This is a genomic window from Pseudomonas sp. P1.8 (assembly GCF_001269805.1).
Classification (GTDB): Bacteria; Pseudomonadota; Gammaproteobacteria; order Pseudomonadales; family Pseudomonadaceae; genus Aquipseudomonas.
This window is the reverse complement of record NZ_LHVM01000016.1, coordinates 18045-43837: the sequence shown is the minus strand read 5'-3', so window position 1 is coordinate 43837 and position 25793 is coordinate 18045. Positions and strand designations below refer to the sequence as shown.

Sequence of the window (25793 nt, the reverse complement as noted above, 5' to 3'; positions counted from 1 at the left end):
TTTGAAGCGGCGCAAAGGGTCAGCGCTCTCGTGCCCTTTGCGCTTGAAGCAATGCCTTGCCGAGCTTAGATGCCCAGGCAGAGGTATTTGATTTCCAGGTAATCTTCGATGCCGTACTTGGAGCCTTCACGGCCCAGGCCCGAAGCCTTGATGCCGCCGAACGGCGCGACTTCGTTGGAGATCAGCCCGGTGTTGACGCCAACCATGCCGTATTCCAGGGCTTCAGCCACACGGAACACACGACCCAGGTCGCGGGCATAGAAGTACGAGGCCAGACCGAATTCGGTGTCGTTGGACATCGCGATCACATCGGCTTCGTCTTTGAAGCGGAACAGTGGAGCCAGCGGACCGAAAGTTTCTTCCTTGGCCACCGCCGCATTGTTCGGCACGTTGGTCAGGATGGTCGGCTCGAAGAAGTTGCCTTCGATGGACTTGCCGCCGGACAGCACGGTGGCGCCTTTGGAGACGGCGTCAGCGATATGCTCTTGCACCTTGGCCACAGCTTTTTCATCGATCAGCGGACCGGTGGTGGTGCCGTCTTCCAGACCGTTGCCGATCTTGAGTTTGGCCACAGCCACTTTCAGCTTCTCGGCGAATGCGTCGTAGACCGAATCCTGAATATACAGGCGGTTGGCGCAGACGCAGGTCTGACCGTTGTTGCGATATTTGGAAATGATCGCGCCTTCGACGGCCTTATCCAGATCCGCATCGTCGAACACGATGAACGGCGCGTTGCCACCCAGTTCCAGGGACACTTTCTTGATGTCCTTGGCGCATTCCGACATCAGCTGACGACCGATTTCGGTCGAACCGGTAAAGGACAGCTTGCGCACGATCGGATTGCTGGTCAGCTCGCTGCCGATGTCGCCGGCGCTGCCGGAAACCACGCTGAACACGCCAGCCGGGATGCCGGCACGCTGGGCCAGTTCGGCCAGGGCGAAGGCGGAGAAAGGAGTTTGCGAAGCAGGCTTGAGCACCATGGTGCAACCGGCGGCCAGGGCCGGACCGGCTTTACGGGTGATCATTGCAGCCGGGAAGTTCCACGGGGTGATGGCAGCGGTCACGCCGATTGGCTGCTTGATCACGATCAGGCGCTTGTCTGGCTGGTGGCCCGGAATCACGTCACCGTAGATGCGCTTGGCTTCTTCGGCGAACCATTCAATGAAGGAAGCGGCATAGACGATTTCGCCCTTGGCTTCGGCCAATGGCTTGCCTTGTTCCATGGTCATCAGGCGAGCCAGGTCGTCCTGATTCTCGATGATCAGTTCGAACCAGCGACGCAGCTTGTTCGCGCGATCCTTGGCGGTCAGTGCACGCCAGGCCGGCAGCGCTTTGTCAGCGGCTTCGATTGCACGGCGGGTTTCGGCAGCGCCCATTTTCGGTACGGTGCCCAGAATTTCGCCCGTTGCAGGGTTGTTGACCTTGATCGTCTGACCGTTGTCCGCATCGACCCACGCGCCATCGATGAAGGCTTGCTGGCGGAACAACTGGGTGTCTTTAAGCTGCATGTCGGCTTTCCTTAACAGCACCGTAACAATACGGAGCGAATTATGATTGTAGAAAGGCGCCTCAATAGGCTGCCGTCAGGGAAATCATTCACCGGGCTGAAGCACATAAATAGCGCACTGATTCAACTCGTGCGGTTCAGCACCCAGACAAGAGCGTTTGAAATCTCAAACGAATCCTAGGATCAAAGGGGGTAAAGGACAATAGGCTGTTCGAAAAAAAGAACGAAAACGTCGTTTTAGCCTCATTTTTCTGATCAGCGTAGCAAACGCCTGCGCCAGCATCGAAAAACGCAGGCGATTCAGCAGCATGGACGCCCGCAGCGCATATGAGTATCATGGCGCCCGCATCGCACCAGTAGCTCAGCTGGATAGAGTACTGCCCTCCGAAGGCAGGGGTCGTGGGTTCGAATCCCGCCTGGTGCACCATACGCTGTAACGAGAAAGCCTCAGGCCTATGGGTCTGGGGCTTTTTTGTGGCCCACAAAAAAACCGCCGAAGCGGTTTTTTCATTCCGTCGTCCAGTCAAACTCGTCGTAATCACCATCGTCTTCGTCGTCCTCAAAGACTTCCTCTTCCAGGTCGTCGTCTTCAACAACATCTTCTTCCGGCTGATTCAGCAGAAAATCCTTGCGACTCTCGGTAATGGCTCGCCGCAGTTCTTCACCCTTTTGCGGGCAGTTGAGCATTTGGGCGATGCGGTCGATTTTTTTTGCCACGGCATCCTCCAACGCATCGGCTATGGCCCGATAGTGCGCGTTTTCGGGCTGCAATGCCAAATCGCCGAGCGGGGTCAGATCGTTCTGAATATTCTTCAGCGGTGGTAACGGCGCACCACGCTGCTGTTTTTCAGCACGTGGCCTTTGATTTTTTCCAGAAATTGCGCGCGGGTCAGGCCGGCAGGCAAGGCGTCCGGGGCCAGGTCCAGGGCGTAGAGCTGGATAATGTAGTGGTGGGCGCTGTCGCCGACTGGCGGGCAAGGGCCGATGTAACCGGTGGTGCCTTTGCTGTTGGTGCCGCCCACGCCTTCAAGCGCTGATTTGGCACCGACGCCGGAGGCAATCTGGTGAGTGCCTGCCTTGATGCCGTAATGCACCCAGTGATCGACGCCCTGGCCTTTCTGACCGTCAGGGTCGTGCATGACGATGGCATAGCTAAGGGTGCCTGCGGGGCCGGGGTTCCAGCTCAGCGCCGGGGAAACGTTATGCCCGCCGCAGCCCGGCGCATCGCTGGCGGCGGCCGAGGTGAACAAACGGTCATCCGAGACACCCGGTATGTTCAGGGTGAATCGCTCTTGAGCGGCATTGGCCGGAAATTGCACGCAAAAGGCGACTGCCACGGCCGCGAGCCAAGGGTTCAAAGAGGACAATCGGGTCATACCGGAGCACCTTGTGCGTGTGGGGCCGTGGTCGGCGTGCAAACTATAGCCGGACCGTTCGCGCCGTGGCAGTGGCTTTTGGATGAACCTCGCAATCTGCGCCAAACTCATAATGGAAAGGTTTGTTTGGAGAGCGATCATGACTCTGTATCGCGTTGCAAACTTCGCCGATGTGCCCGAAAACCGTGGCCTGGAAGTACAGGTGGGAGACAGGAAAATCCTTCTGCTACGGGCAGGTGACCAATTGCGTGCCTATCAGGGTGAATGTCCGCATGCCGGGGCGCCGTTGGCCGAAGGCGCAGTTTGCGATGGGCGCTTGGCCTGTCCGTGGCACAAGGCCCGGTTTCGGATCGAGGATGGGGGACTCTGTGAGCCACCCGCGGGCGCCGCTGCGTTGCGGGAGAAAGGCTTCGCAGGCCGGATGTTCCTGATCGATCGGGAAGCGCGCGCTGGTTACGACCGTACGGTGTTGCGACCCCTTCAACCCGCCCTTCATTGGCCTGCCTGGAAAGGATGGCGTGGTGACCGCGGCGATTGCCTGTGAGCAGGACCAGGCGCTGGCGATGCTCGCCGAAAGGATGAAACAGCCGCTATCGCTGGATGAGGCGTGGCGGCTGATTCGAGACCTTCCCTAGAGCAGGTGCGGTTTTTACTGGATTTGCCCAGCACCCGCGAACTTGCTCATCAGGAAGCTGGCGAACTCTTCAACGGTCATTTTCTGGCCGTTGAAATCCACCTGGTTGTTGGCGTAATGCAGCTTGGTGACGATGTCATTACCGTCCAGTTTCGCCAATTGCGAACCCACCGCCATGCCGCTGAACATGTCCGCCGTGGCAGTCGCCTGATCGGCAATCAGCTTTGCGTCGGTCTGGCCGTCGATTTGCGATTGCACAGTGAGCACATCTACCAGCATCGGCTTGGATACTTTCAGATTGAAATCCAGCAGCGCGATCAACTGCCTGACCAACTGCTCTGTCGGCAGATCAATGGCTTGAGGTTTGGTCAAATCAAGCACGAGGCTGGCGCGGCTTTCACCGTTGGCGGTATTGATCGACAGGTTTTCCAGGGCAACCTGTGGACCGGCCGCGAGGAGTTTTTCCAGGCTGGATTTGAGCAGCGCCTCTTCAGCCTCGCTCAGCTTCAGTTCCGGTGCCGGCAACCCGGCCGCTGTCGCTTCCGCAGCCGCTCGTTCGTACGGCTGCAGCCTGGTCTGGTAAACCTGCATCAACGACATGGTTGCCGGGATGTCGAGGTTCTTCAGGCTCATCGCCAATGCCGCAGAACCGATGGTCTTACCGTTCAGGGAGACTTCGGCCACCTTGTAATCGGCCCGCCCGGAAGCGCTGGTCCCCGATTCTTCGGTGTGGTTTTTCATTTCGAATTTCTTGAAGTCCAGCACTGACTGTTTTACGCCAAACGTCGACTTGCCGCTGGCCAGTTCCAGGACGTTCTCGCCGCTATAGAACCCGTAGGTGCTTTTGGTCAGGTTGCTGGCCAAAGTCAGGCCGTTCAACTCGACCTGCACCGGCGCCTGATCTTCGGAAACGGTGATCACTTTCAGGCTGTCCATGTAGCCGTCAGCCTTGACCTTCTTTGCTTGGGCACTGGCTGAGACATCCATATTCAGGCCGGAGAACTTCATGCTCGATTTGTCATCCAGCGCCATTTCCAGCGGCTGCAATTCGAGAGTGCCGTTGGTGGAATTGTCGTAACCGATATTGACCACACCGGTCAGCGGCGATTTGTCTTTGGCGGCGGCGAACCACTTCTCGGTCAGCGGGGTTTTTTCCAGTTCGTAGTGACTGGTCGCCATGACTGGCAGCCATTTCAGCGATATCAATCGCGAGAACGGCAGCGGGCCGTGCTCGATATGATCGACGAACAGCAACTCGATCGGCGCTTCGCCGAACATTTCACCTTCGCCCTTCACTCGGTAGTGCGCGGTACTGCTGAATACATGACGTTCCAGCGAGACCAGCTCCAGCGACGCAGTGCCGTTGGACCCAACCATGGCCGCTTGCAGTTCCTTGTTGGCATCGCCAATGGAGGTGTTCAACACACCTTCGATTTTGGTGCCGGTGAACCAGGCTCCGCCTGCGCTGATGGCGCCAATGGCAACAACAATTCCCAGAAGCACGCCTGCTGATTTATTCATGTATGACCCGTTCAATGTCCGTTGTTGAAAATGTCGTCTTCCCTGAACCCTAGACGGGTTGCGGCTCGACTGCGCAAAAAGTGGAATGCAGATTAGCACCAGGCGCGCTGGGCGACCCAATGATTAAAGGTTAAAGAGTGTCTTGGAATTTGGGGGGAACGTAGGGTCAGGAAAGATCGCAGCCTTCGGCAGCTCCTACGGAATTTTCGTCATTTCATGTAGGAGCTGCCGAAGGCTGCGATCTTGATGCGATCAGGAGTATTGGACTTCGATCTCATCGAGTTGATGATCGAAAGATTTCAGCCGCGCGGTCCAGGTATAAACCAGCACCTCGAAATCGCGATTGATCACCGCCCCACCCGTCACTTCGCCGCGCGGGTCGCAGAAATCCAGTTGATAGCGCTCACGAGCCATGGCCGTGGCGACATCGGCCAGTTCCCGGGCGTTACTGAGCCAGTGTCGGCCGTCGTCGTCGATTTGTTTGTCCAGTTCAAGGCACTGCTTTTTCAGGGTTTCGAGGCTTTTTTCCAGCGGTGTGCCAGTCAGTTCACCCATGACTTCCTGAAACGTGCGCCCCGGCTGCCAGTAGCTGCCCCAGAAATAGCGATCGAATACCGTTTCGACACGGCGCAGCGCAACCTTGGTGTCCCAGATCAACACCAGAGTCTTGCCTTGTTCGAGTTGTCTTTTTTTAATGCGTTGCGTCTGGACGGATGCCCAGGCCACCACTGCGACGGACATTACGGCAATCAGTGCGACGGCGCTGTCGAGGAACGCCAGCGCCTTGTCAATCTGCTGGGCCAGCATGATGCCGTAGAAATACGTGGCCGAGAGCAGCACCAGCGCCACGACGGCGCACCAGAAGCCGAGAGCATAAGGGTTTTTCATTATTGGTTTCCCCATGACCTGCGCGAGCCTTGTGTGAAGCAAGGGCGCTTTGCACGGGGCGCCCTTCCAACATTTCAAAGCATAGCAACGGCCTCAGGGTTTGCTGGCGTTAGATGCTTGCGTTCGTCCGCTTTCCCATCCGCCACCCAAGGCGAGGAACAAATCGATCTGACTCATGGCGACCTGGGTGTTCGCAGTGGCCAACTGCGCTCGCACATCAGTGTAGGTGCGGGTGGCCTGCAGGTCGGCCAAAAACGATGCGCGGCCAGCCTGGAAGAAGCGGTGCGTCTGATCGGCGGCCAATTTTGCCGATTGTTCGGCGTCTGCCAGCGCATCGCGCCGCTGAAGTAACGCGGAGTACTGAGCCAGACCGGTTTGAGTCTCGCGAATGGCGTTAAGCACCACGCCGTCGAAATGCGCCAGCGTTGCCTGGGTCACCGCCTCGGCTTCGCGGATTTTTGCCCGGGCGCCGTTCGTCGGCACAGTCCAGGTCAGCGACGGTCCAAAACCCCAGCGGTTGGTGGACGGCTCGCCCAGATTATCCAGGGTACCGACGGTACCGATGGTCGCGCCGATGCTGATGTCCGGATACAACTGGCCGGTGGCGACGCCGATGGTGGCGGTTGCCGCAGCCAATCGCCGCTCGGCTTGCCGTACGTCAGGACGACGCTTGAGCAACGCGGCGCCATCGCCCACTGGCACCAATTGGGCGATTTTCGGCAGTTCGGCGCAATTCGCGGTGCCGGCTGGCAGTTGATCCAGCGGTTTGGCCAGCAACATCGACAAACGGAACAGACCCGCCTGGCGCGCCGCTTCATAGCGCGGCATGTCAGCGCGCAAGGATTTGAATTGGGTTTGCGAACGGGTGACCTGGGTTTCGTCCCCTCGCCCGGCATCGCGCAGTCGCTGGATCAGCGTAGTGCTTTGCGATTGCAGATCAAGAGAGTGCTGAGCAATTTCCCGCTCTTCATTGGCCGCACACACTTGGGTGTAGGCGCGGACCACGTCGGCCACCAAGGTGATGCGTGCCGTATCAGCGGCGGCCTGGGTCGCATCGGCATTGGCCTTGGCCGCCTCGATGCCACGCTGCAGCGTACCGAACAGATCAAACTGATACGAGGCACTGATGCCGATGTCACCGATGTTGGCCACCGGCACTTTTTCCGGCAGCAGGAACGCTTCGCCAGATTCCTGCAAACGCTGGGCGCCCATCTTCACGCCGCCACTCCAGCCACCCGCAGCCTCAGCCTGATCGACCTGAGCGCGAGCCCGCAACAGACTGGCCGCCGCCACGCGCAAATCGGTGTTGGAGGCCATGGCCTGCTGCACTAACTGGTCGAGTCGCGGGTCCTGATACAAGCGCCACCAATCGCTGGGGACGGGTGCCGACACCACCGTTTTAGCGTCGTGCGCCAGGTTGCCCTGCAAGTCTTCGCGGTGGACGGCGGCCGCTTCGGGCAAGTGATAATCCGGCCCGACCACCTGGCACGCCGACAGCAGCAGGCCTAAGCCTGCAACCGCCAAACCCGAGGCCTTGCTCATTGCTCAGGCTCCCGATTTTTGTCGTCGATAATCGAGACCGTCGCGGTGCGTCCGGCGATCATGCGAAAATCCGCCGGCACGTCATCGAAGGCGATCCGCACGGGAATTCGCTGCGCTAGGCGCACCCAGCTGAACGCCGGGTTGACGTTGGGCAGCAGGTTGTTGCCACTGGTGCGGTCGCGGTCTTCGATACCAGCGACGATACTTTCCACATGGCCGCGCAGGCGTGCGTTGTCGCCGATCACCCGAATGTCGACGCTCTGGCCGACATGGATGCCGTTCAGTTTGGTTTCTTCGAAATAGCCGTCGATGTGAAACGAGTTGCTGTCGACGACCGACAACACCGGCCGCCCGGCGCTGACAAACTCCTGGGCACGCGGGGCGCGGTCGTTGACGTAGCCGTCCACCGGGCTGCGGATTACCGAGCGATCAAGGTTGAGCTGCGCGCTGTCCACCGCCACCTGGGCTTCCATCAGCGCAACCTGTGCACGAGCCACGCGAGACTGGCTCTCCTCAAGCTGTTCGCCCGGCACCAGGTTGCCCAGACCCTTGTTACGCTTGGCTTCGCGCTGAGCTTGGGCCAGGGTTTCTTCACGGTCAGCGACCGCCGCTTTCGCCTGGCGCAGGGCCAGTTTGAAACGGTCCGGATCGATGCTGAACAGCACCTGGCCACGTTTGACCATCTGGTTGTCACGCACATCCACTTGCTGGATCAGCCCGGAGACATCCGGCGCGATCTGCACGATGTCGGCACGGATGTGCCCGTCACGGGTCCATGGCGCGAACATGTAATACATGACCATGCGCCAGACCACGACAACGGCGAAGCTTACGATCAACAGGGTCAACACCACACGACCCAAGGTTAAAAACGGTTTTTTCATGTCATCAGGTATCGACTGAGTGAATCCACGGCGCCCAGCAGCACGGCGTAGAGAGCCACGTTGAACAATGCCCGGTGCCAGACCAGACGGTAAAAGTGCAGGCGCGTCAGCACCCCGTGCACCAACAGGTAAATCACGTACGTAATGCCCATCAGCACCAGCAGCGTGGGCAGGAACACCCCGCTGATATCCAGATCACCGATCATAAAGGCGCTCCATCGATGCCATGGGGAAGCGGTTCTTCGACTTCGGCGGCGCCGACAAACTCAACGCCCGGCAGCAATGCCAGACGCAGGCCGCTCAAGGCGTGCAGCAAGTGCCTACGGGTTTCATCATCACCGGCACCGTTGAGGGCGCGGCGAGTGCGATCGAGGGTCATGAGCAACGGGCTCGGTGCCTGCAACCGTTCGCCAGCCTTGAGGCACGCCTTGAAATACTCGCCGACCTCGGCCACCACCTGACGCAACAACATTTGTGGCGTGCCGCAAACGCGTGGCAAATAGGCCAGCAAGTCCAGCAGGTTCAGCGCCACCCGTACTTCGCGCAGGGCGATGCCGGTGTCCTGGCCCGTCATGGCCAGACGCGGCAGATGCTGCATCAACCGGTCGAGCATCTGCACACCCAACTGGCGGTGTTCGGCCAGCGTGGCCGGCTCCGCAAGGCTGACGATGTCGCGCCAGCTGAAACGGGTCAGGCGCTTGGCGGCATATTCGGCACCAAACGGCCGGGCGATCAGAGTCCAGATGAACGCGAACAACAAGCCCATGGGGCCGGCGAGGTTGGAGTTGGCGAAGCTGAGGAAGTCCGCGTCGTAGGCGCCCTGAATACTGATGAAGGACGAGGTGTTGACCAACGTCAGCAGCATCCCCAGGTAAAACTGCGGCTTGACCGTCAGCGTGCCCACACAGATGAAGGGTACGGCGAAGGCCAGCACCAGCATCGGAAAATCATGCAAGTTGGGCAGGACCAGAAACAGATAAAGGCTGGCGAACACCACCGACATCGCCGTCCAGAAAAAAAACCGGTAGATCTGCGGAGCCGGGTCGTCCATCGAGGCGAAGAAGCTGCACGCCACCGCGGCCAGAATCACCGCGCTGCCACCATCGGTCCAGCCGAGCAGAATCCACAACACCGAAGCGACAATGATCGCGGTGACGGTGGAAGCGGCGGAGTAGAACATCAGGCCGCGATCCAGAAACGGTGTCAGCCGACCCAGGCGCCAGTGCCGATAGACCGCGCGCCAGTTGTCCTGGCTCTCGCACTGAATGGCGTATTGCAGGCTTCGGCAGTCCTGCCACAAATCGATCCATTCGCCGAGGCGGTAGATGGCGTTGGAAAACAGCAGTTGCTTGCGATCATCCAGCGCTTGCGGCTCGGGCTGCAGGGCATCGAGCTGGTCTTTCAGCGCACGCCAGCGGTCGAGATCCGCATCTTTATGGTCGAGCCATTCAGTGGCCGCCGCCAGCAACGGCGAGAACTTATCCACAAGCTCGGGAGTGCGTCGTTCCAGCGCATACAATGCGTCGTCGAGGGCATCGATCACCGGCAGCAAGTGAATCATTCGTCCGCGCAACTCCTTGGTGTTGCGCACGGTTTGCGGAAGCGAGCCCTCGTGGGACAACTGTCCGATCATCAGTTCCAGGCTGTTGAAGTTCGCGACCATCGACATGCGCAGCGCACTGACTTCATCAGGTTTCACGTCGCGGTTGAGAAATCGCAGGCTGTAGTTCGATGCATCGGCGAACCATTTGCTCACCGAATCATTGAACACCGGCGCCAGACGACGGGGCCAGAACATTGCGCCCATCACGGCTGCCACGGCGATACCGAGGAAAATTTCTTCAGTCCGCGCTTCCGCCACATCCCACACCGCCAAGGGGTTATTCACCACCGGCAAGGCAATCAGCGGCAAGGTGTAACCGGCCAGCATCAAGGCGTAGTTGTTGGCGGTACGCAAATGCAGCGACAGAAACAGCAATGTCCCTGTCCATAGCGCAATCACCACCACCAGAATGTAAGGACTCTGGACGAACATCGGCACGAACAAAACCGCCGCTGCAGCGCCGACAAAGGTACCAATTGCACGGTACAACGCCTTTGACGTGGTGGGGCCGAGGAACGGGTTGGAAACGATGTACACCGTGGCCATCGCCCAATAAGGACGCGGCATTTGCATGAGCAGCGCGATGTACAGCGCAATCATCGAGGCGGCGAAGGTGCGTACACCATAGAACCAGTCCCGCGCCGGGGGCATGCCAGAGAAAAATCCGTTCAAGGGTTGCCCACCGATGGCGGCGTGGCCGCTTCAAATGCTCTCAGTACCCGCAGCGTAGCTTCCAGATCACTTGGGTCAATGCCGTCCAGGACCACATGGCGCAAGCGCACCAGCTCGATTTCAACCGTTTGAACCAGCTCGCGACCGGTTTCAGTCAGGCTCAGGCATTTGGCACGCCGATCCTGCGCATCTTCGGTGCGGCAAACGTAGCCGCCATGGCACAGTTGATCGAGCAGGCGCACCAGTGACGGACTCTCCATTCCCGCCGCGTGAGCCACCGTCACCTGACGCACGCCCTCGCCCAGCCGACCGATCATCAGCAACGGTACGGCGCAAGCTTCGGAGATTCCATGGTTGGCCAGCGTGGTCTGGCAGATTTTGCGCCAATGCCTGGCGGCCACCACCATGGAACTGCTGATGTTCATCTGGAGAATGTCGAGGGGATCGGACACGAGGGAAAACACACACTGTTAGTTTGCTAACTATCAATATGGCATTGGAGGGGATTTATCGTCAAGTTTTGAAACAAATTTGAGCGCCGCATCTGGATGCCTATAGGTCATCCAGTGACACTGGAATCGGTGTCTCGTCACGACGAGAACGAACGATCTCCGCCAACTCCAAATCATCAAGGCGCTCCATCATGGCCTCAAAAACATCAGCTGGAACCATGTAACCCATGACGCGATTGTGATTGAGCACCGCAACCGGTCCCCCATGGGCACCATTCAAAACAGCCGATGGGTTTTTCTTCAACTCCGAGACGCTAACGGCCATATCGGCCAATACACTCTGCATAATTAAGACCTCAAATAAGGTCTTAATTCCGGTCTATTACCAGTGATCGAGCAAACCGCCATCCATCAGAAAAATTAAACCCCGCGCCCCTTCCTCAACAGCACATCCAACTGATCCACCACCTCCGCCCAATCCGCATCATCCAGAATCTCGGCTCGCAGCAAATCCGCCTGGCTCTTGTTCCAGAAGAACGCATCCGCAAGATGCAAATCAGGCTTGAGCGGTGAATGGGTGGCGATGAATTTGTCGATGCTCTCGGCGTCGTCGGCCAGGCCGAGTTGTTTGAACAGGGATGGGAGGCTGTGTGTTGGGTTTTCCATGTTGGACTCCTGTGGTCAATTTTGCGAGCGCTGCGCGGTCATCGCGAGCAGGCTCGCTCCTACAGGGAAAATGTGACTCTCTGTAGGCGCGAGCCTGCTCGCGGACGCAATGCCATGAACATCGCCAAACTCAATGACTCAACTCCCGCACTTCAGCATGCGGCACCATTTTCAAAAAGTCCGGCATGTTCATGTGCAGCAGATTGGTGTGATTACCCGCCTCCAGATAGATGTCTTTTTGCCGGGTCAGCAACGGATCGATCACCACATCCAGCCCATAGGCCTCACCCAGCGCCGGCACGGCGCCGCGTTCGCAATCGTCGAACAGGTGCGGCAGATTGCTTTCCCGGGAGACCTGCCATTCGCCGCTGCTGCGGACCTTGCTCAGGTCCAGGTGACGGCTGGCGGGCAGCACCGCCATCAGGTAATGACCATGGTGGTCATCGAGGATGACCGACTTGGCCACCCGTTCCGCCGGAATACCCGCGACCCGCGCCGTTTCCAGGCTGCTGGCCGAATGCGGGTGAGTGACGATGTCATATTCGCATTGCGCCTTTTCCAGGCTGCGTTGCACGGTTCTTGCCATACGCATGATGCACCTCGGTGCCCGCCACAGTTTCTGGCGGACGATGGTTTAACACTTTTTACCGTACTGAAAGTCTAGGCCCGCTGGCCGGTGGCAGCGGGAAATCCGCTCATCGGACGCCGCTATCATTTGAGCAAAATTCATACAAGCCCCGGCTCAACTAAACTGTATTCATAGTCACCTCCACGACTCTCCCGGAGGGTCAAGTGAACACGCGTTGTTGTACCGTTGCGTTGCTGTTGGCGTTGGCGTTGGCGTTGAGCGGATCGACGTTCGCCGCAGACACGGTTGTCTTGCTGGCTCCCAACCCGGTCGGGATCTGGCTGATCACCTTTGGCATCGCTTTTCTGATTGCCGAAGCCGCCCTGCCCAATTACGGCGTGATCGGCTTGGGCGGGATCGTGATGTTCGTGATCGGCGCGGTGATTCTGACCAACACCGACGTGCCTGTGCCGTTGATGATCGGCTTGGCATTGCTCAGCGCTTTGCTGCTTGTTTTTCTGGTGATACACGCCCTGAAAACCCGACCGCGGCACACGGTCAGCGGTGATGCCGGGCTGGTCGGCAGCGAAACGCCGGTCACATCAGTGCAAGTCGGCAACGCCTGTGGCGGCTGGGTGCACCTGCAAGGAGAACAATGGCAAGTGCTCAGCACAACACCGCTGCAACCCGGTCAACGGGTGCGGGTGGTGGCGCGCCAGGGCCTGCTGCTGCAAGTGGCCGCGGCTGACGCGGCGCCGGGCGGAGAATAGACATGGGTGTGCAACTGGGTATGGTCGCGCTGCTGTTATTGCTGATCGCATTGGCGGGATCGACGTTCCGTATCCTGCGCGAGTATGAGCGCGGGGTGGTGTTCCAGCTTGGGCGTTTCTGGCAGGTCAAGGGACCCGGCCTGATCCTGCTGATTCCAGTGGTCCAGCAAATGGTCCGGGTCGATTTGCGCACCGTGGTGCTGGACGTGCCGTCGCAAGACGTGATCACCCGCGACAACGTGTCGGTCAAGGTCAATGCAGTGCTGTACTTTCGCGTGCTCGATCCGCAGAAAGCGATCATTCAGGTCGAGGATTTCTTCGCCGCCACCAGCCAACTGGCGCAGACCACGTTGCGAGCGGTGCTCGGCAAGCACGAACTCGACGAACTGCTCGCCGAGCGCGAGCGCTTGAACCTGGATATCCAGCAAGTGCTCGACGCTCAGACCGATGCGTGGGGCATCAAGGTCGCCAACGTCGAAATCAAGCACGTCGACCTCAACGAATCGATGATCCGCGCCATCGCCAAACAGGCCGAAGCCGAACGGGAACGACGGGCCAAGGTGATCCACGCCGAGGGCGAACTGCAAGCCTCGGAAAAACTCATGCAGGCGGCAGAAATGCTCGGGCGCCAGCCGGGGGCCATGCAGTTGCGCTACATGCAGACCCTCAATTCGATTGCCGGCGACAAGAGTTCGACCATCGTCTTTCCCCTGCCGATTGAATTGCTCAAGGGCATGGCGGATTTGTCGTCGAAACCTTGAATGGTTTTCAGCGTTGCGCCGTCAGCGGATAGACCGATTGCCACCCGCCGCCCAACGCCTTGTACAACCCGACCGCGGCCAACGACACGCCGGTCGAACTCTCAACCCACTGCTCCTGCGTGGCCAGCAAGGCGCCTTGCACGGTCAGTACAGTGACGAAATCCACCACACCCTCAACGTATTGCTGTTGTGCGGTTTGCAAGGCGATACGGTTCTGGCGCACCGCTTCAGCGAGGCTGTCGCGACGCAGCTGACTGGCGTTGTAGCTCGTCAATTGATCGTCGATTTCATGCCAGGCGCGCAATACGGTTTGCTGGTATGCGATGGCCGCTTCTTGCTGCTGCGCTTCGCGCAAATCAAGCACACCGCGCAAGCGTCCGCCGTCGAACAGCGGCAGGCTGAATTGCGGGCCGATGCCGAATGAGCGCGAACCCCAGGAGCCGAAATCGCTCAGCTGCATGGCTTGTGAGCCGATGTTCCCCGACAAGGTGATGCGCGGGTAAAAATCACCTTTGGCCACGCCGATGCTCGCAGTGGCGGCATGCAGACGCGCTTGGGCCTGACGAATGTCCGGACGACGTTCGGCCAGTTGCGACGGCAGGCCAATGGCGACCTGACGCGGCGTTTGCGGCACCGGCGCGTCTGTGGATAACTCTGCCGCCAGCGCTTGGGGCGGCTCACCCATCAACAGGCTCAAGGCGTTGATCAGTTGCGATTGGCGTTGCTCCAGCGCCGGCAGGCGCGCTTCGATGGCTGCGACTTGTGCAGCGGCTTCGGCGACGTCCAGATCGGTGGCGACACCATCGGCCAGGCGCAGCTGCGAAAGCTTCAGGCTGTGGCGAGCGACGTCGAGGTTCTGTTCGGTCACGAGCCGGGTGTTTTGCACGCCGCGCAGCTGAATGTAGTCCTGGGCGGTCTCGGCCAGCACCGACAACAGCACCCCGCGCCGGTCGTTCTCCGCGACTTCCAGGGTGGCGTCGGCGGCTTCGGTTTCGCGGCGTACCCGACCCCAGAAATCCAGCTCCCAGGAAGCTGAAAAACCGCCATCCCACAGGTTGAACGCGGAATCGCCGTTATGGCCGGACGGATCGTTCAGCCCTTCGCCACTGTTGCGTTTGCGTGCGTAACTGCCGCTGGCGGCGGTATTGGGATAACGGTTGGCGGTGTTCACCTGGCGCACGGCGCGGCTTTGCTGCAAGCGGCTGCTGGCCAGCTTCAGGTCGAGGTTGTCGGTCAATGCGCGCTGGCTAAGGTCCGAGAGTTTGGGGTCGTTGAACACCTCCCACCAGCGCTCGCCCAAGGACTCGGCGATGGCTTGGCTGGGTCCGCTTCTGGCGGGCTTGGACCATTCGGAAATTTTCGGCGCATCAGGTTTCTGGAAATCCGGGCCGACGGTGCAGGCGCTGAGACTGATGGCGAGCAAGGCACCCAGGACTGGTCGCGCCTGATGACCCCTTCGCGAGCAAGCCCGCTCCCACAGGTGAATGCGGTCAACGGTAGGAGCGAGCCTGCTCGCGATGACGTCAGCACGATCAACGTAGCTCATCGCTGCGTCACCTCGCGCGCAGACGTCACCGAGCTGACGGTATCGATACTCGCCTCAACCGACATCCCCACCCGCAAGCGTTCAGCCAATGGCTGCCCCGGTTCCAGCACGATCTTCACCGGAATCCGCTGCACCACCTTGGTGAAGTTGCCGGTGGCGTTATCCGGTTTAACCGCAGCGAAGGTAACCCCGGTGGCCGGCGCAATGCTCTCGACCCGACCACTGAGCGCCGCGCCCCCGAGACTGTCGACGCGCACTTGCACCTGCTGCCCTGGCTGCACGTCGGTCAGTTGAGTCTCCTGAAAGTTGGCCATCACATAAGCCTGAGCCAACGGCACCACTGCGAGGATCTTGCTCCCCGGCACGACATAAGCGCCGACCCGCACCGCACGCTCACCGACCATGCCATCCTGAGGCGCAACGATCCGTGTGTAAGACAATTCATAGCTGGCCATTTCCAGTGCTGCTTGCGCCCGCTTCAATCCGCCTTCGGCAGCATCGCGTTGAGCGGCGAGGATCTCCACCTGTTTGCGCTCCGCCGCGAGCACGGCCGTGGCATTCGCCAGCCGAGCGCTGGCCTGGTCGATGCGCGTGCGCGCTTGCTGAGCGTTTTGCACCGTACCGGCACCCACGCCGGCCAAGTGGTTGTAGCGGTTCAGTTCATGCTCGGCGAATGCCATCTCGGCCTTGGCCGAAACCACCGACGATTGCGCTTGAGCAATCACCGAAGACTGCCGCTCAAGGGTCGCCTTGGCGTTTTGCAGTTGCGCCCGAGCGACCAGGGTTTCAGCGTCGGCAGCCTGGGCAGCGGCGCGCAGATCCCGGTCATCGATCAACGCCAGCAACTGCCCGGCCTTGACCTGCTGGTTGTCTTCGACCAGCACCTGCCTGATGAACCCGGCCACCCGCGGCACCACCAGGGTGTAGTCAGCCGAAACAAAGGCGTCATTGGTACTCTGCTGCGTGCGTTTGCCGAACAGGTCAGGCACTGCCAGATACAACAGCACACCGACGGCCAACGCGGCAGCCACTGCCACGGCGATTTTTTGCTTTGCTTGAGTCTTCATAAAAACCTTCAGTTTCCGTGGAGCAATCAGGTCGGCGCGCGTGGCGGATAAGTCCGCGTCGGCAGCCAGAAAATCAGCAGGATCAGCGTCACCGCAATGCCGGCCATGCACAGATAAAGATCCGAAGCCGTCAGCACCACCGCTTGTTCATGTATGCGATGGGCGAGGCCAGAGGCGTTGTCGTCGTTCAGGGGAGAATTGCCGAGACGGTCAACGAGCATCGTCGAATGGAAGTGCAGCCTCGACGTGGTCAGCACCTCAATCACGCCTGTGGCGATCACCGCCGACAGGCCTTTGACGGTATTGAACCAGGCCGAGGCGAACGGTCCCTCCATCGGGTTGATGCTGCCGGTGGACAACATCAGCAGCGGTAGCACTGCCATCGGTTGACCGAAGATTTGCAACCATTGCAGCACATAGAAATCGTCGCGAATCCACGCCGATGTCAACTGCGAACCACCGATGCAGGACAGCGCCAGCATGCTCAAGCCGATACCCAACACCCAGCGACAATCGACCCAGCGAAAATTGCACAACGCCGCCACCAACGGCAGCGCAATCAATTGCGGCAGCGCCGCCAGTAGCATGATCGGCGCGGTCTGCACCGGGCGATAACCCTGGACCTGCGCCAGGTAACTGGACGGAATAATGATCACCGCCAGCAGCACTACCAGTACGCCGGCCAGGGTCAGCAAGGCGAACGACAGGTTACGGATGCCGAGCATCTGCATCTTGAAAAACGGAATCGGCTGCGACCATTCATTGATCAAGAACAGCACCAGCAACAACAGTCCGCCACTGAGCAACACGCAGATCAAATCGGACTCGAACCAGTCCAGTCGATTGCCCTGCAAAATGCCGATCACCAGCATGCAAATCGCTGGAAACCCCAGCAGCAGTCCGCGCCAGTTGAATTGCTTGAAACGCTCCAGCCGCAAAGGGTCCTGCGGCAGCCCATACGCCACGGCAACCATTGCAATCAGGCACGGTGCGATGATTTGCCAGAAGGTCCACTGCCACCCGACATACTCGGTCCACAACCCGGCCAATGGCGTTCCAAGGCCCGGACCGAACGTGGCGGTCAGGGCATAACCGGCCAGGCCATACAACTTCACGTTGGCCGGTAGAAAGCGCAGGGCGACGGTCATCAACATCGGCGGCAAAGCGCCGCCAGCCAGGCCTTGCAAGGTGCGCATCAGTAGCAGGCTTTCGTAATTCGGCGCAAACGGACACAGCACGCCCAAGAGGGTGAACAGGCTGATGGCGCACAAGGTGAACCGACGCAGCGAGAACGTCACCGCGCACCACGGCGCGAAGGCCATGGCGGCCACCGAAGTCGCGGTGTAACTGGCAACCAGCCAGGTGCCTTCGTCGTAGCCAATGGCCAACGCGCCGCGAATATCGGCCAGGGCGACTTTGGTCACCATCTCGTTCAGACCCGACACCAGCACCGCCAGCAACACGCCCACCAGGCCAATGATGATGCGCGGGCCGAAGACTTGCGCCGAGGGCGCCGAGCGGGTCGCGATGACTGGCGTCGGGACCGTGAGGGAAGTCATTACTGCGAGCTCCGGAAGGAAAGTACCGGAAGCATTTTAGGAAGGGTGATGCCTGACGAAAATCAACTTCTCGGCAGCTTATAAATGCACCAGACGCAACAATACAAACCCTGTAGGAGCAAGCTTGCTCGCGATGGCGCCAAGCCAGTCGATGAAGATGTGCCTGCGCAGCCCTCATCGCGAGCAGGCTCGCTCCTACAGGGATTTGGGCAGGATTTCAAACGGGTTGCGCGGCGAGCCACGTCTCATCGCAACACGCCTTGACCGTTTCGCGCATCCACCGATGGGCCGGGTCCTTGTCGAAACGTGGGTGCCAGGCCTGGGTCAGCATCAAGGTCGGCAACGGGATCGGCAGGTCAAAGGAGCGCAGCTTCAATCCCAGCCGTCGCACGCTCAACAATGCTTCCTTGGGTACCGGCAGAATCAGGTCCGAATCGGGCAACGCGAACATTGCCGCATGGAAACTCGGCGCAATCACTGCCACCCGACGCTCCAACCCCAGTGCATTGAGTGCGGTATCGATCGGCCCTCGCGCGATACCGCGTCGGGACATGCTGATATGAGAAAATCCGGCATACCGTTCTGCAGTGATTTCTTCATCAAACAGCGGATGATCCTCACGCACCAGGCCTACAAAGTGCGTGGAAAACAAATTCTGCACTTTCACTTCCGGCGTCAGCGGCCGGGTGTTGCTGATGCTCAAATCGATGCGCCCCTCACGCAGCGCCTCATCGTCGCCATCACCCTCAGGCACAAAACGCAACTCACAGTGCGGCGCCTGCCGGTCGAGGGTATCGAACAACTTACCGCCGTAAACGCCGACAAAAAAGTCGTTGGCCCGAATACTGAACCGCCGCCGCAATGAGCCCAACTCCACCGCATCGGCCGAACGAAACAGCAACGCCGCCTGCTCCACCACACTGCGCACCTGCTCGCGCAACTCCAGCGCCTTGGGCGTCGGCACCAGGCCTCGCCCGGCACGTACCAGGATCGGGTCGCCGATGGCCTCGCGAATGCGTGTCAATGTCCGGCTCATCGCCGCCGGGCTGAGGTTCATCCGCCGCGCAGCGCCCACGACACTGCCCTCATCGAGCAAGGCGTCGAGGGCGATTAGCAGGTTCATGTCTGGCAACTGCATCGCGAGCACTCATGACTGATCAGGGTTGATTCACACGCAATGCTAGCAGATCAAAAGATCGCAGCCTTCGGCAGCTCCTACAGATGTACGCAGATCCATGTAGGAGCTGCCGACGGTTGCGATCTTTTCCCAACCCGACACAAAATCAACGGATCACCGCACCATCCCCCACCGCTTCACCGTTACCCGCTCCAACGAATCAAACACCAGGTTCTCCACCAGCAACCCGATCAGGATCACTACCGCCAACCCGGCAAACACCTTGTCGGTGTACAGCTCATTGCGATTCTGAAAGATGTACCACCCCAACCCGCCCTTGCCGCTCGTCGCACCAAACACCAGCTCGGCCGCGATCAAGGTACGCCAGGCAAACGCCCAACCGATTTTCAGGCCGGCGAGGATCGACGGCAGTGCTGCCGGAATCAGGATGAACAGCACAAAACGCATGCCCTTGAGACCGTAGTTACGCCCGGCCATACGCAGGGTTTCCGAGACGCCGAGGAAGCCGGCGTAGGTGTTCAGCGCCAAGGCCCAAAGCACCGAATGCACCAGCACGAAAATCAGGCTGTTCTGCCCCAGCCCAAACCACAGCAGCGCCAGCGGCAGCAGCGCAATGGCCGGCAACGGGTTGAACATCGAGGTCAGGGTACTGAGCAGGTCTCGTCCGAATTGAGTCGACACCGCCAGCGTGGTCAGGCCAAACGCCAGAACGATGCCGATCAGGTAACCCTTGAGCAACACCACTAATGAAATCCAGACTTTGCCGAGCAATTCACCGCTGAGCATACCCTCGTATAAAGCGTGAGAAGTCTGCAAAAAACTTGGCAACAGCAGGTCATTGTTCTGATAGCGGGCAACGGCTTCCCAAAGCACCGCCAGCAAAATCAGGATCAGGCTTTTACGCAGCCAGCCTTGTTGCCACAGGCGCTGGCCAAGCGGCAGTTCGCGCTCCAGCGGCACGCTGGTCAGCGGCTGCAACAGCGTTTCGAATTCTTCACGCGGGGATGATAAATGGCTCATCGGGCCCTCCTCTCAACTGGCTCAATAAGCGATACGGATGTCGGCAAAATCCAGCTCGTGCTCGGTTTGCGGCGACTGGTTTTCATCGAACAGCAACCGATGGATGCGCCGCGCCGACTCCTGAAACGCCACACCGCCCAGGCTGTGCAAATCGTATTGATGGCTGTGGACCTCCGCCCTCACCCGGCCCGGATGCGGCGACAGCAACAGGATGCGGTTGCCCACCACCAACGCCTCCTCGATGGAGTGCGTGACGAACAACAGCGTGAAGCGCACCTCCTCCCAGAGCAGCAGCAACTCTTCCTGCATCTTGCGTCGGGTCAGGGCATCCAGGGCCGCGAAGGGCTCGTCCATCAACAGGATTTTCGGCTGCATCGCCAGCGCCCGGGCAATGGCGACCCGGGCCTTCATGCCACCGGACAAGGTGTGCGGATAGGCATCGGCAAACGCCGCCAGTCCGACCTTTTCCAGATAGTGCAGCGCCCGTTCTTCGGCGTCCTTGCGTTTGAGGGTTTTCGATGCCAGCAGCGGGAACATCACGTTCTGCTTTACGGTTTTCCACGGCGGCAGTTGGTCGAACTCCTGGAACACCACGATCCGGTCCGGTCCCGGCGCATCGACGCGCTGGCCTTGCAGACGGATCTCGCCTTCCACTGGCTGAATGAAGCCTGCGGCGGCCTTGAGCAACGTCGACTTGCCACAACCGGACGGGCCCAGAAGGACAAAGCGGTCCGCCGGATCGATCTCGAAACTGACTTGATGCGTCGCCCGCACCACGCGCTGCGGCGTGCGGTATTCCAGGCTGACATTATCGACCGACAGCAGCGCTTGGGCTGCCGCGATCGGTTTGCTGACCGTGTGGCCTTGCAAAGGGGCGTTCATTTCAGTCAGCTCCCTTGCAGCGGTTTGGCGTCCTGGAAGAAGTAATCCTTCCATGAGTCCGGCTTGTTTTTGATCGCGCCGACGCGGTACAGGAACTCGGCCAAAGGGTAAGTATTTTTCGGCGTGACGCTGAATTCGAACTGCGGGTTGTCGATGATTTTCAGCAGCTCGGCGCGATCGATTTTGGCCTTGGTGACGCGAATGTAAGTGTCGGCCGCGGCGCCTTTGTCGTTCTGCGCAAATTGCGCCGCTTCTGTCAGCGCATCGATAAACGCCTTGTAGGTTTTCGGGTTCTCATCACGGAATTTTTCGGTGGCGAACAGTACCGTCGGCGAGTTCGGGCCGAGCAGGTCATAGGTGTTCAGCACCACATGTACGTTGGAATTGGCCAGCTCCTGATCCTGGAACGGCGGGTTGGAGAAATGCCCGCTCAGCTCTGTGCCGCCGGCCACCAGCGCGGCTGTCGCGTCGGGGTGCGGAACCGCGATGGTGTACTTGTCGAGACGGTTGAACTCCTTGTCGCCCCACTGCTTGGCAGCCGCGTACTGCAGGAAGCGCGACTGCACCGAAACGCCGACCGCCGGTACCGCGATGCGGTCCTTCTCGGTGAAGTCGGCGATGGTTTTGACCTTGGGATTATTGCTCACCAGGTAGTACGGGAAGTTGCCGAGGGAAGCCACGGCTTTGACGTTCTGTTTGCCGTGGGTACGATCCCAGATAGTCAGCAACGGGCCGACACCGGCGCCGGCAATATCGATCGAGCCCGACAGCAACGCATCGTTGACCGCTGCACCGCCCGAGAGCTGGGTCCAGTCGACCTTGATGTCGATACCTTCCTGCTTGCCGTACTTCTCGATCAGGTTTTGATCGCGTACCACATTGAGGAGCAAGTAAACGATGCCGAACTGTTCGGCAATGCGGATTTCACCCTCGGCGTGGGCCACGGTCGGCGCCACCAGGCTGCCGGCGATCAGGCTGAACCCCAGGCCGATTGCGGCGGCCAGCGGTGCGAATGGAAGACGTTTGGACATGATCAGATCTCCGACAAATCAGAAAGGCGCGTCGCCCTGGATGGTGGTGCGATACAGCTTGCGGCGCAGATGGCTGGGGCATCCGGCGGCGAGGTGGATCAGCGAACGGTTGTCCCAGAACACCAGGTCGTGGGGCTGCCACTGATGTCGGTAGATGTTTTGCGGCAACACGCTGTGGGCATAGAGCTCGGTCAGCAGTTGCTGACTCTCGTCTTCCGGCAAGCCAACGATGCGGGTGGTGAACCCTTCGCTGACGAACAATGCCTTGCGGCCGTTTTCCGGGTGGGTGCGCACGACCGGATGGACGACTTCAGCGACCTGGGCGAGTTGCTCCGGCGTCAGGGTCGGGCGCCAGTTGCCTTCGAATTTGGTCTCGCTGTAACGCGCCGTGTAGGAGTGCGCCGCCGAGCGCCCTTGCACCGCTTTGCGCAACGCGAGCGGCAGGCTGTCCCAGGCTTTGTGCATGTCGGCGAACAATGTATCGCCGCCTTCTGACGGCAGCTCCTGGGCATGCAGCATCGAGCCCAGGCTTGGCAGTTCTTTATAGGAGAGATCGGAGTGCCAGAACTTCCCGGCATCGCCGAGGCCGATGTTTTGGCCGTTTTCGACGATGTTGGAAACGATGAGGATTTGCGGGTGGTTGACCAACAAAAACTGCTTGAGCACATGGATCTGCAACACGCCAAACCGGCGGCTGAAATCAATGTGTTGCTCAGGAGTGATGCGCTGGTCGCGGAACACCACCACGTGATGATCCAGGTGCGCGCGGTGAATGCTGGCGAAATCCTGATCATTGATCGGACGGGACAAATCGAGACCGATGATCTCGGCGCCTACCGCTCCGTCAAACGGGCGGATGTCGAAAAACTGTGGCGCGATACTTGGCGAAGCTGAAGCTGAAGACATAAATCACTCCCACGCACGGCACGCTCAAAGGCGCGCGCGTCGATCAGAAACTCACGGATGTCCCGTGTTGGTTCGTGTCGTGCGGCGCGCCGATTGGTCGGCAGGTACGCAGGGGATTAACTTTATAGGTATAAGAAACTTAATTTAAATACCGTTAACGAATAACGATATTGCATTTTCACTGCGTCCTTGACGACTGCCATTGCCCAGGTAATCCGCTATCCGGCCCAGTCAATTGCTTCGCTGTAAGGCGTCTGCAAATCCCGCTCCGGGATTTCCCAGATAATCAGCTTGGGTGGCGTTTGTTTGAATGCCGGGTTGTTGAAGTAACCATTGGCACCACCAGAGAATTCGCCACCGTCCTTTGCAAAATTGCCGATCGGTGCACCCAGGGCCTGTTGCAAAAAGCCGACGAAGTTGGAGTTGCGCGAGAATGAAGTGCCGATCAGCGCCACGTTCGGCAAGTTGTCGTCACCGAACAGGTCATCAAGGTTATCGTCGCCACCTTGGACTTGGGCAGTCTTTTCGCTTGTCTGGGTGGCGACCACGATTTCCGGCGTCGGTTGCCAGCTCACTGGCAGCCATTCGAGGCCAGCCAGGCGAACCAGATCGCCAGGGCGGCGCGCCGGCGCCTGCACCTTCACTTCAAATTCTTTATGCGGCGTGGCGCTGATGCCCATCAGTTGAACCTGCTTAGCGACAGCGTTGGCAGCCGCCGCCGATCCGGTTTCGCTCCAGTGAGTATCGGTGCGCAGGTAGGCCTCGGCACCCAAAGGCTGCAACGTCGGCGCCAGGTCTATGGCGGCGATACCCGCCTGGTTCAAGCCTTCTACCCATGCCTGGGCACGCGCCTGTAACTGCGTCGGGCGACGCAGATCACACAGTTGCGCGCTGGCGATTCGACTCTTGTCCGGTACCACCGCCACCAGCAGCGCAATACCGCGTTTGGCCAATCGTTGCTGGACATCACGTACGACATCGGCCTTGGTCACTGCATTGGCCTGGGCGTGGCGGTTGATGCGCATCTCGTCAGTCAGGAACAACCAGTGCTCACAACCGGAGCGTACCCGCGGACCGGTATCGTGCAGCAACAGCCAGCTGCCGCCACGCTCAAGGTTCGCAGCCAGCTCCGGCACCACGGCCTTCGACAGTTGCTTGGCGATCTTGTGGGTCACCTCGCCGTGCAGCACGTCGTCCATCGTCAGCTTTGGCGGCAGCATCTCGACCTTGCCACTGAGCAACAGCCACGCGCAGGAAGCAAAGCCAACCGCCAGGAACGTGACAAATGCAACGCCCGCCATCTTGCTGATGCGGGCATTGAATTCGCTTGGAGGAACCGGGACGTGGGATGAAGAGGACATGTGCGCGGCCATCAGAACTGGAAGTACAGGAAGGGTACGGCTTCACGACTCGCGATCAACGCGAACGAGAGCAGAAAACCCGCCACCGGCCACAAGGCCGCCATTGGTGCATAGAACCCATAGCCGCCAAACCGCTGCTCATAACGGCCGTGCAACAGCGGCGCAACGATGCACACCACTGCGAGCAAGGCCGCAAGACCATGCACCGGACGCAGGGTCACCGCCAGCGCATCGCCCAGGGCGAAGCCGTGCAGACCGAACTGGCCGGCGTACATGGACAACGCCGTATGGAAGTCAGGGGCACGGAACAAGGTCCAGGCAAGGAACACAAACAATAGCGTCAGAGTGTGCGACAACAAGGGCGGAATGCCTGGCAGGTTGGAGCGCGACCATAAGCGATCGAGGCACAACGCGATGCCATGGGCCGAGCCCCACAACAGGTAGTTCCAGCTATCGCCGCCATGCCACAAACCGGCAATGGCCATGGTCAGGAACAAGTTGCGATAGGTCTTCCAGGCGCCGTTGCGATTACCGCCCAGAGCGATGTACAGGTAATCGCGCAGCCAACTCGACAGCGACAGATGCCAGCGCCGCCAGAAGTCCTGAATGCTGCTGGCCAGGTACGGGCGGTTGAAGTTTTCCGGGAAGTGAAAACCCAGCATCAGGCCCAGGCCGATCGCCATCGCGCTGTAGCCGGCAAAGTCGAAAAACAGCTGCAGCGAATAGGCCAGACAGCCGATCCACGCATCGACAAAGGACGGATTTTCCAGATGAAAAGCGACGTCCACCAGTGGCGACAGAGTGTCCGCCACCAGCACCTTCATGCACATGCCGATCATGAAGCGCCGGGCACCCAGTGAAAAGTTCTGCCAACTGAAATAGCGTTGCGTCAGTTCACGGCGCACCCAGTCATAACGAATGATCGGACCTGCAATCGAGTGCCCGAACATCGAAATGTACGTCGCATAATTGATGAAGTTGCGCTCCACCGGCACCGTATGCCGGTGGACATCCACCAGGTATGAGATCGCCTGCAACACGATGAACGAAAGCCCTGCCGGTAGCGCCACCCGCTGCCACTCCAGCGGCATGGCGCCGTAGTAGGTGATCAGCTCGCTCCAGGTTCCGGCCAGGATGTTGGCGTACTTGTACCAGCACAGCACAGCCGTGTTGAAGACGATCAATGCGATCAACAGCCGCACCCGGCCCTTTGAACCGTCCCGGGCACGGTCCACCAGCAGACCACCGACCCAAGCGACGATGGTCAACACCACGTGCAGAGTCAGGAACAGCGGACTCAGCCAGCCATAGAACAGCCAACTGCCAATCAGCAGGATGACGTTACGCCAGGCGGGTTTGCCCAGGGCATACACCAACAGGAACGCAGGCAGAAACAGCGTCAGGAACTCGAGTGAGGCGAAGACCATGGCGGCGGCAGA

Annotated in this window: 25 protein-coding genes, 1 tRNA gene and 1 pseudogene; 4 read left to right on the top strand and 23 right to left on the bottom strand. The window is 59.7% G+C overall.

From position 1 onward, the window contains the following. Positions 1 to 65 precede the first annotated feature (65 nt). On the bottom strand, positions 66 to 1508 hold the full coding sequence (gabD, locus tag AD668_RS16765; protein ID WP_053160676.1) for an NADP-dependent succinate-semialdehyde dehydrogenase: 1443 nt from the start codon (positions 1506 to 1508) through the stop codon (positions 66 to 68). Between the two features lie 349 nt (positions 1509 to 1857). Here gabD and AD668_RS16760 point away from each other — a divergent pair. After that, positions 1858 to 1934: transfer RNA gene (locus AD668_RS16760), tRNA-Arg, on the top strand. Between the two features lie 80 nt (positions 1935 to 2014). On the opposite strand, the gene AD668_RS16755 is transcribed toward AD668_RS16760, so the two are convergent. Further along, positions 2015 to 2284 carry a hypothetical protein gene (locus AD668_RS16755; RefSeq protein WP_256220697.1) on the bottom strand — a complete coding sequence of 90 codons (270 nt, stop codon included), beginning with the start codon at positions 2282 to 2284 and terminating at the stop codon, positions 2015 to 2017. A 35-nt stretch (positions 2285 to 2319) separates the two neighbouring features. Next, on the bottom strand, positions 2320 to 2883 hold the full coding sequence (locus AD668_RS16750) for a YbhB/YbcL family Raf kinase inhibitor-like protein (protein WP_053160675.1): 564 nt from the start codon (positions 2881 to 2883) through the stop codon (positions 2320 to 2322). Positions 2884 to 3022: 139 nt separating this feature from the next. Here AD668_RS16750 and AD668_RS16745 point away from each other — a divergent pair. After that, positions 3023 to 3355 (top strand): annotated as a pseudogene (locus AD668_RS16745) (Rieske 2Fe-2S domain-containing protein); the annotation flags it as partial. 177 nt (positions 3356 to 3532) lie between these two features. On the opposite strand, the gene AD668_RS16740 reads toward AD668_RS16745, so the two are convergent. The 10 genes from AD668_RS16740 to AD668_RS16695 form a co-directional block, all read right to left on the bottom strand. After that, positions 3533 to 5038 (bottom strand): YdgA family protein, encoded by a 1506-nt coding sequence (locus AD668_RS16740; protein ID WP_053160673.1) that lies wholly within the window; start codon positions 5036 to 5038, stop codon positions 3533 to 3535. A gap of 252 nt (positions 5039 to 5290) precedes the next feature. Beyond that, on the bottom strand, positions 5291 to 5926 hold the full coding sequence (locus AD668_RS16735; RefSeq protein ID WP_053160672.1) for a hypothetical protein: 636 nt from the start codon (positions 5924 to 5926) through the stop codon (positions 5291 to 5293). Positions 5927 to 6019: 93 nt separating this feature from the next. Next, positions 6020 to 7468 carry an efflux transporter outer membrane subunit gene (locus AD668_RS16730; RefSeq protein WP_053160671.1) on the bottom strand — a complete coding sequence of 483 codons (1449 nt, stop codon included), beginning with the start codon at positions 7466 to 7468 and terminating at the stop codon, positions 6020 to 6022. Further along, complete coding sequence (locus AD668_RS16725; RefSeq protein WP_053160670.1) at positions 7465 to 8352, bottom strand: HlyD family secretion protein; 888 nt, start codon at positions 8350 to 8352, stop codon at positions 7465 to 7467. The genes AD668_RS16730 and AD668_RS16725 overlap by 4 nt, the downstream gene beginning before the upstream one ends. Continuing rightward, positions 8349 to 8558, bottom strand: coding sequence for a DUF1656 domain-containing protein (locus AD668_RS16720; RefSeq protein ID WP_053160669.1), 210 nt, complete (start codon positions 8556 to 8558; stop codon positions 8349 to 8351). Before AD668_RS16720 ends, AD668_RS16725 begins: the two co-directional genes overlap by 4 nt. Next, positions 8555 to 10627: an FUSC family protein gene (locus AD668_RS16715; protein ID WP_053160668.1), complete on the bottom strand. Its 2073-nt coding sequence runs from the start codon at positions 10625 to 10627 to the stop codon at positions 8555 to 8557. Before AD668_RS16715 ends, AD668_RS16720 begins: the two co-directional genes overlap by 4 nt. After that, positions 10624 to 11052 carry a MarR family winged helix-turn-helix transcriptional regulator gene (locus AD668_RS16710; protein ID WP_053160667.1) on the bottom strand — a complete coding sequence of 143 codons (429 nt, stop codon included), beginning with the start codon at positions 11050 to 11052 and terminating at the stop codon, positions 10624 to 10626. Before AD668_RS16710 ends, AD668_RS16715 begins: the two co-directional genes overlap by 4 nt. Positions 11053 to 11179: 127 nt before the next feature. Next, on the bottom strand, positions 11180 to 11425 hold the full coding sequence (locus AD668_RS16705) for a type II toxin-antitoxin system prevent-host-death family antitoxin (protein ID WP_053160666.1): 246 nt from the start codon (positions 11423 to 11425) through the stop codon (positions 11180 to 11182). A 74-nt stretch (positions 11426 to 11499) separates the two neighbouring features. Further along, positions 11500 to 11745: a DUF2789 domain-containing protein gene (locus tag AD668_RS16700; RefSeq protein WP_053160665.1), complete on the bottom strand. Its 246-nt coding sequence runs from the start codon at positions 11743 to 11745 to the stop codon at positions 11500 to 11502. A 130-nt stretch (positions 11746 to 11875) separates the two neighbouring features. After that, positions 11876 to 12337: an aminoacyl-tRNA deacylase gene (locus AD668_RS16695; RefSeq protein WP_053160664.1), complete on the bottom strand. Its 462-nt coding sequence runs from the start codon at positions 12335 to 12337 to the stop codon at positions 11876 to 11878. 200 nt (positions 12338 to 12537) lie between these two features. Here AD668_RS16695 and AD668_RS16690 point away from each other — a divergent pair, with 200 nt between their 5' ends. Then, positions 12538 to 13083, top strand: a complete 546-nt coding sequence (locus AD668_RS16690; protein ID WP_053160663.1) for an NfeD family protein — start codon at positions 12538 to 12540, stop codon at positions 13081 to 13083. Between the two features lie 2 nt (positions 13084 to 13085). Continuing rightward, entirely contained in the window at positions 13086 to 13844 is a 759-nt protein-coding gene (locus AD668_RS16685; protein WP_053160662.1) for a slipin family protein, read from the top strand. A gap of 7 nt (positions 13845 to 13851) precedes the next feature. On the opposite strand, the gene AD668_RS16680 is transcribed toward AD668_RS16685, so the two are convergent. From AD668_RS16680 to AD668_RS16635, 10 genes are all read right to left on the bottom strand, one after another. Further along, the gene (locus AD668_RS16680) at positions 13852 to 15390 is read right to left on the bottom strand and encodes an efflux transporter outer membrane subunit (protein ID WP_053160661.1); all 1539 of its coding nucleotides are present in this window, start codon (positions 15388 to 15390) and stop codon (positions 13852 to 13854) included. After that, positions 15387 to 16457 (bottom strand): HlyD family secretion protein, encoded by a 1071-nt coding sequence (locus AD668_RS16675; RefSeq protein ID WP_053160660.1) that lies wholly within the window; start codon positions 16455 to 16457, stop codon positions 15387 to 15389. Before AD668_RS16675 ends, AD668_RS16680 begins: the two co-directional genes overlap by 4 nt. A 26-nt stretch (positions 16458 to 16483) precedes the next feature. Then, positions 16484 to 18016, bottom strand: a complete 1533-nt coding sequence (locus tag AD668_RS16670; RefSeq protein WP_053160659.1) for an MFS transporter — start codon at positions 18014 to 18016, stop codon at positions 16484 to 16486. A 217-nt stretch (positions 18017 to 18233) separates the two neighbouring features. Continuing rightward, the gene (locus AD668_RS16665) at positions 18234 to 19154 is read right to left on the bottom strand and encodes a LysR family transcriptional regulator (protein ID WP_053160658.1); all 921 of its coding nucleotides are present in this window, start codon (positions 19152 to 19154) and stop codon (positions 18234 to 18236) included. Between the two features lie 153 nt (positions 19155 to 19307). Then, a complete protein-coding gene (locus tag AD668_RS16660) occupies positions 19308 to 20174 on the bottom strand; it encodes an ABC transporter permease (RefSeq protein WP_053160657.1) in 867 nt (288 codons plus the stop codon). Between the two features lie 21 nt (positions 20175 to 20195). Further along, positions 20196 to 21056 (bottom strand): ABC transporter ATP-binding protein, encoded by an 861-nt coding sequence (locus AD668_RS16655; RefSeq protein WP_053160656.1) that lies wholly within the window; start codon positions 21054 to 21056, stop codon positions 20196 to 20198. Positions 21057 to 21061: 5 nt separating this feature from the next. Beyond that, positions 21062 to 22087, bottom strand: coding sequence for an ABC transporter substrate-binding protein (locus AD668_RS16650; RefSeq protein ID WP_053160655.1), 1026 nt, complete (start codon positions 22085 to 22087; stop codon positions 21062 to 21064). An 18-nt stretch (positions 22088 to 22105) separates the two neighbouring features. After that, positions 22106 to 22993: a TauD/TfdA family dioxygenase gene (locus AD668_RS16645; protein WP_053160654.1), complete on the bottom strand. Its 888-nt coding sequence runs from the start codon at positions 22991 to 22993 to the stop codon at positions 22106 to 22108. Between the two features lie 218 nt (positions 22994 to 23211). Next, positions 23212 to 24354, bottom strand: a complete 1143-nt coding sequence (locus AD668_RS16640; protein ID WP_053161330.1) for a cell division protein FtsQ — start codon at positions 24352 to 24354, stop codon at positions 23212 to 23214. 11 nt (positions 24355 to 24365) lie between these two features. Then, on the bottom strand, positions 24366 to 25781 hold the full coding sequence (locus AD668_RS16635; RefSeq protein WP_053160653.1) for an MBOAT family protein: 1416 nt from the start codon (positions 25779 to 25781) through the stop codon (positions 24366 to 24368). Positions 25782 to 25793 lie beyond the last annotated feature (12 nt).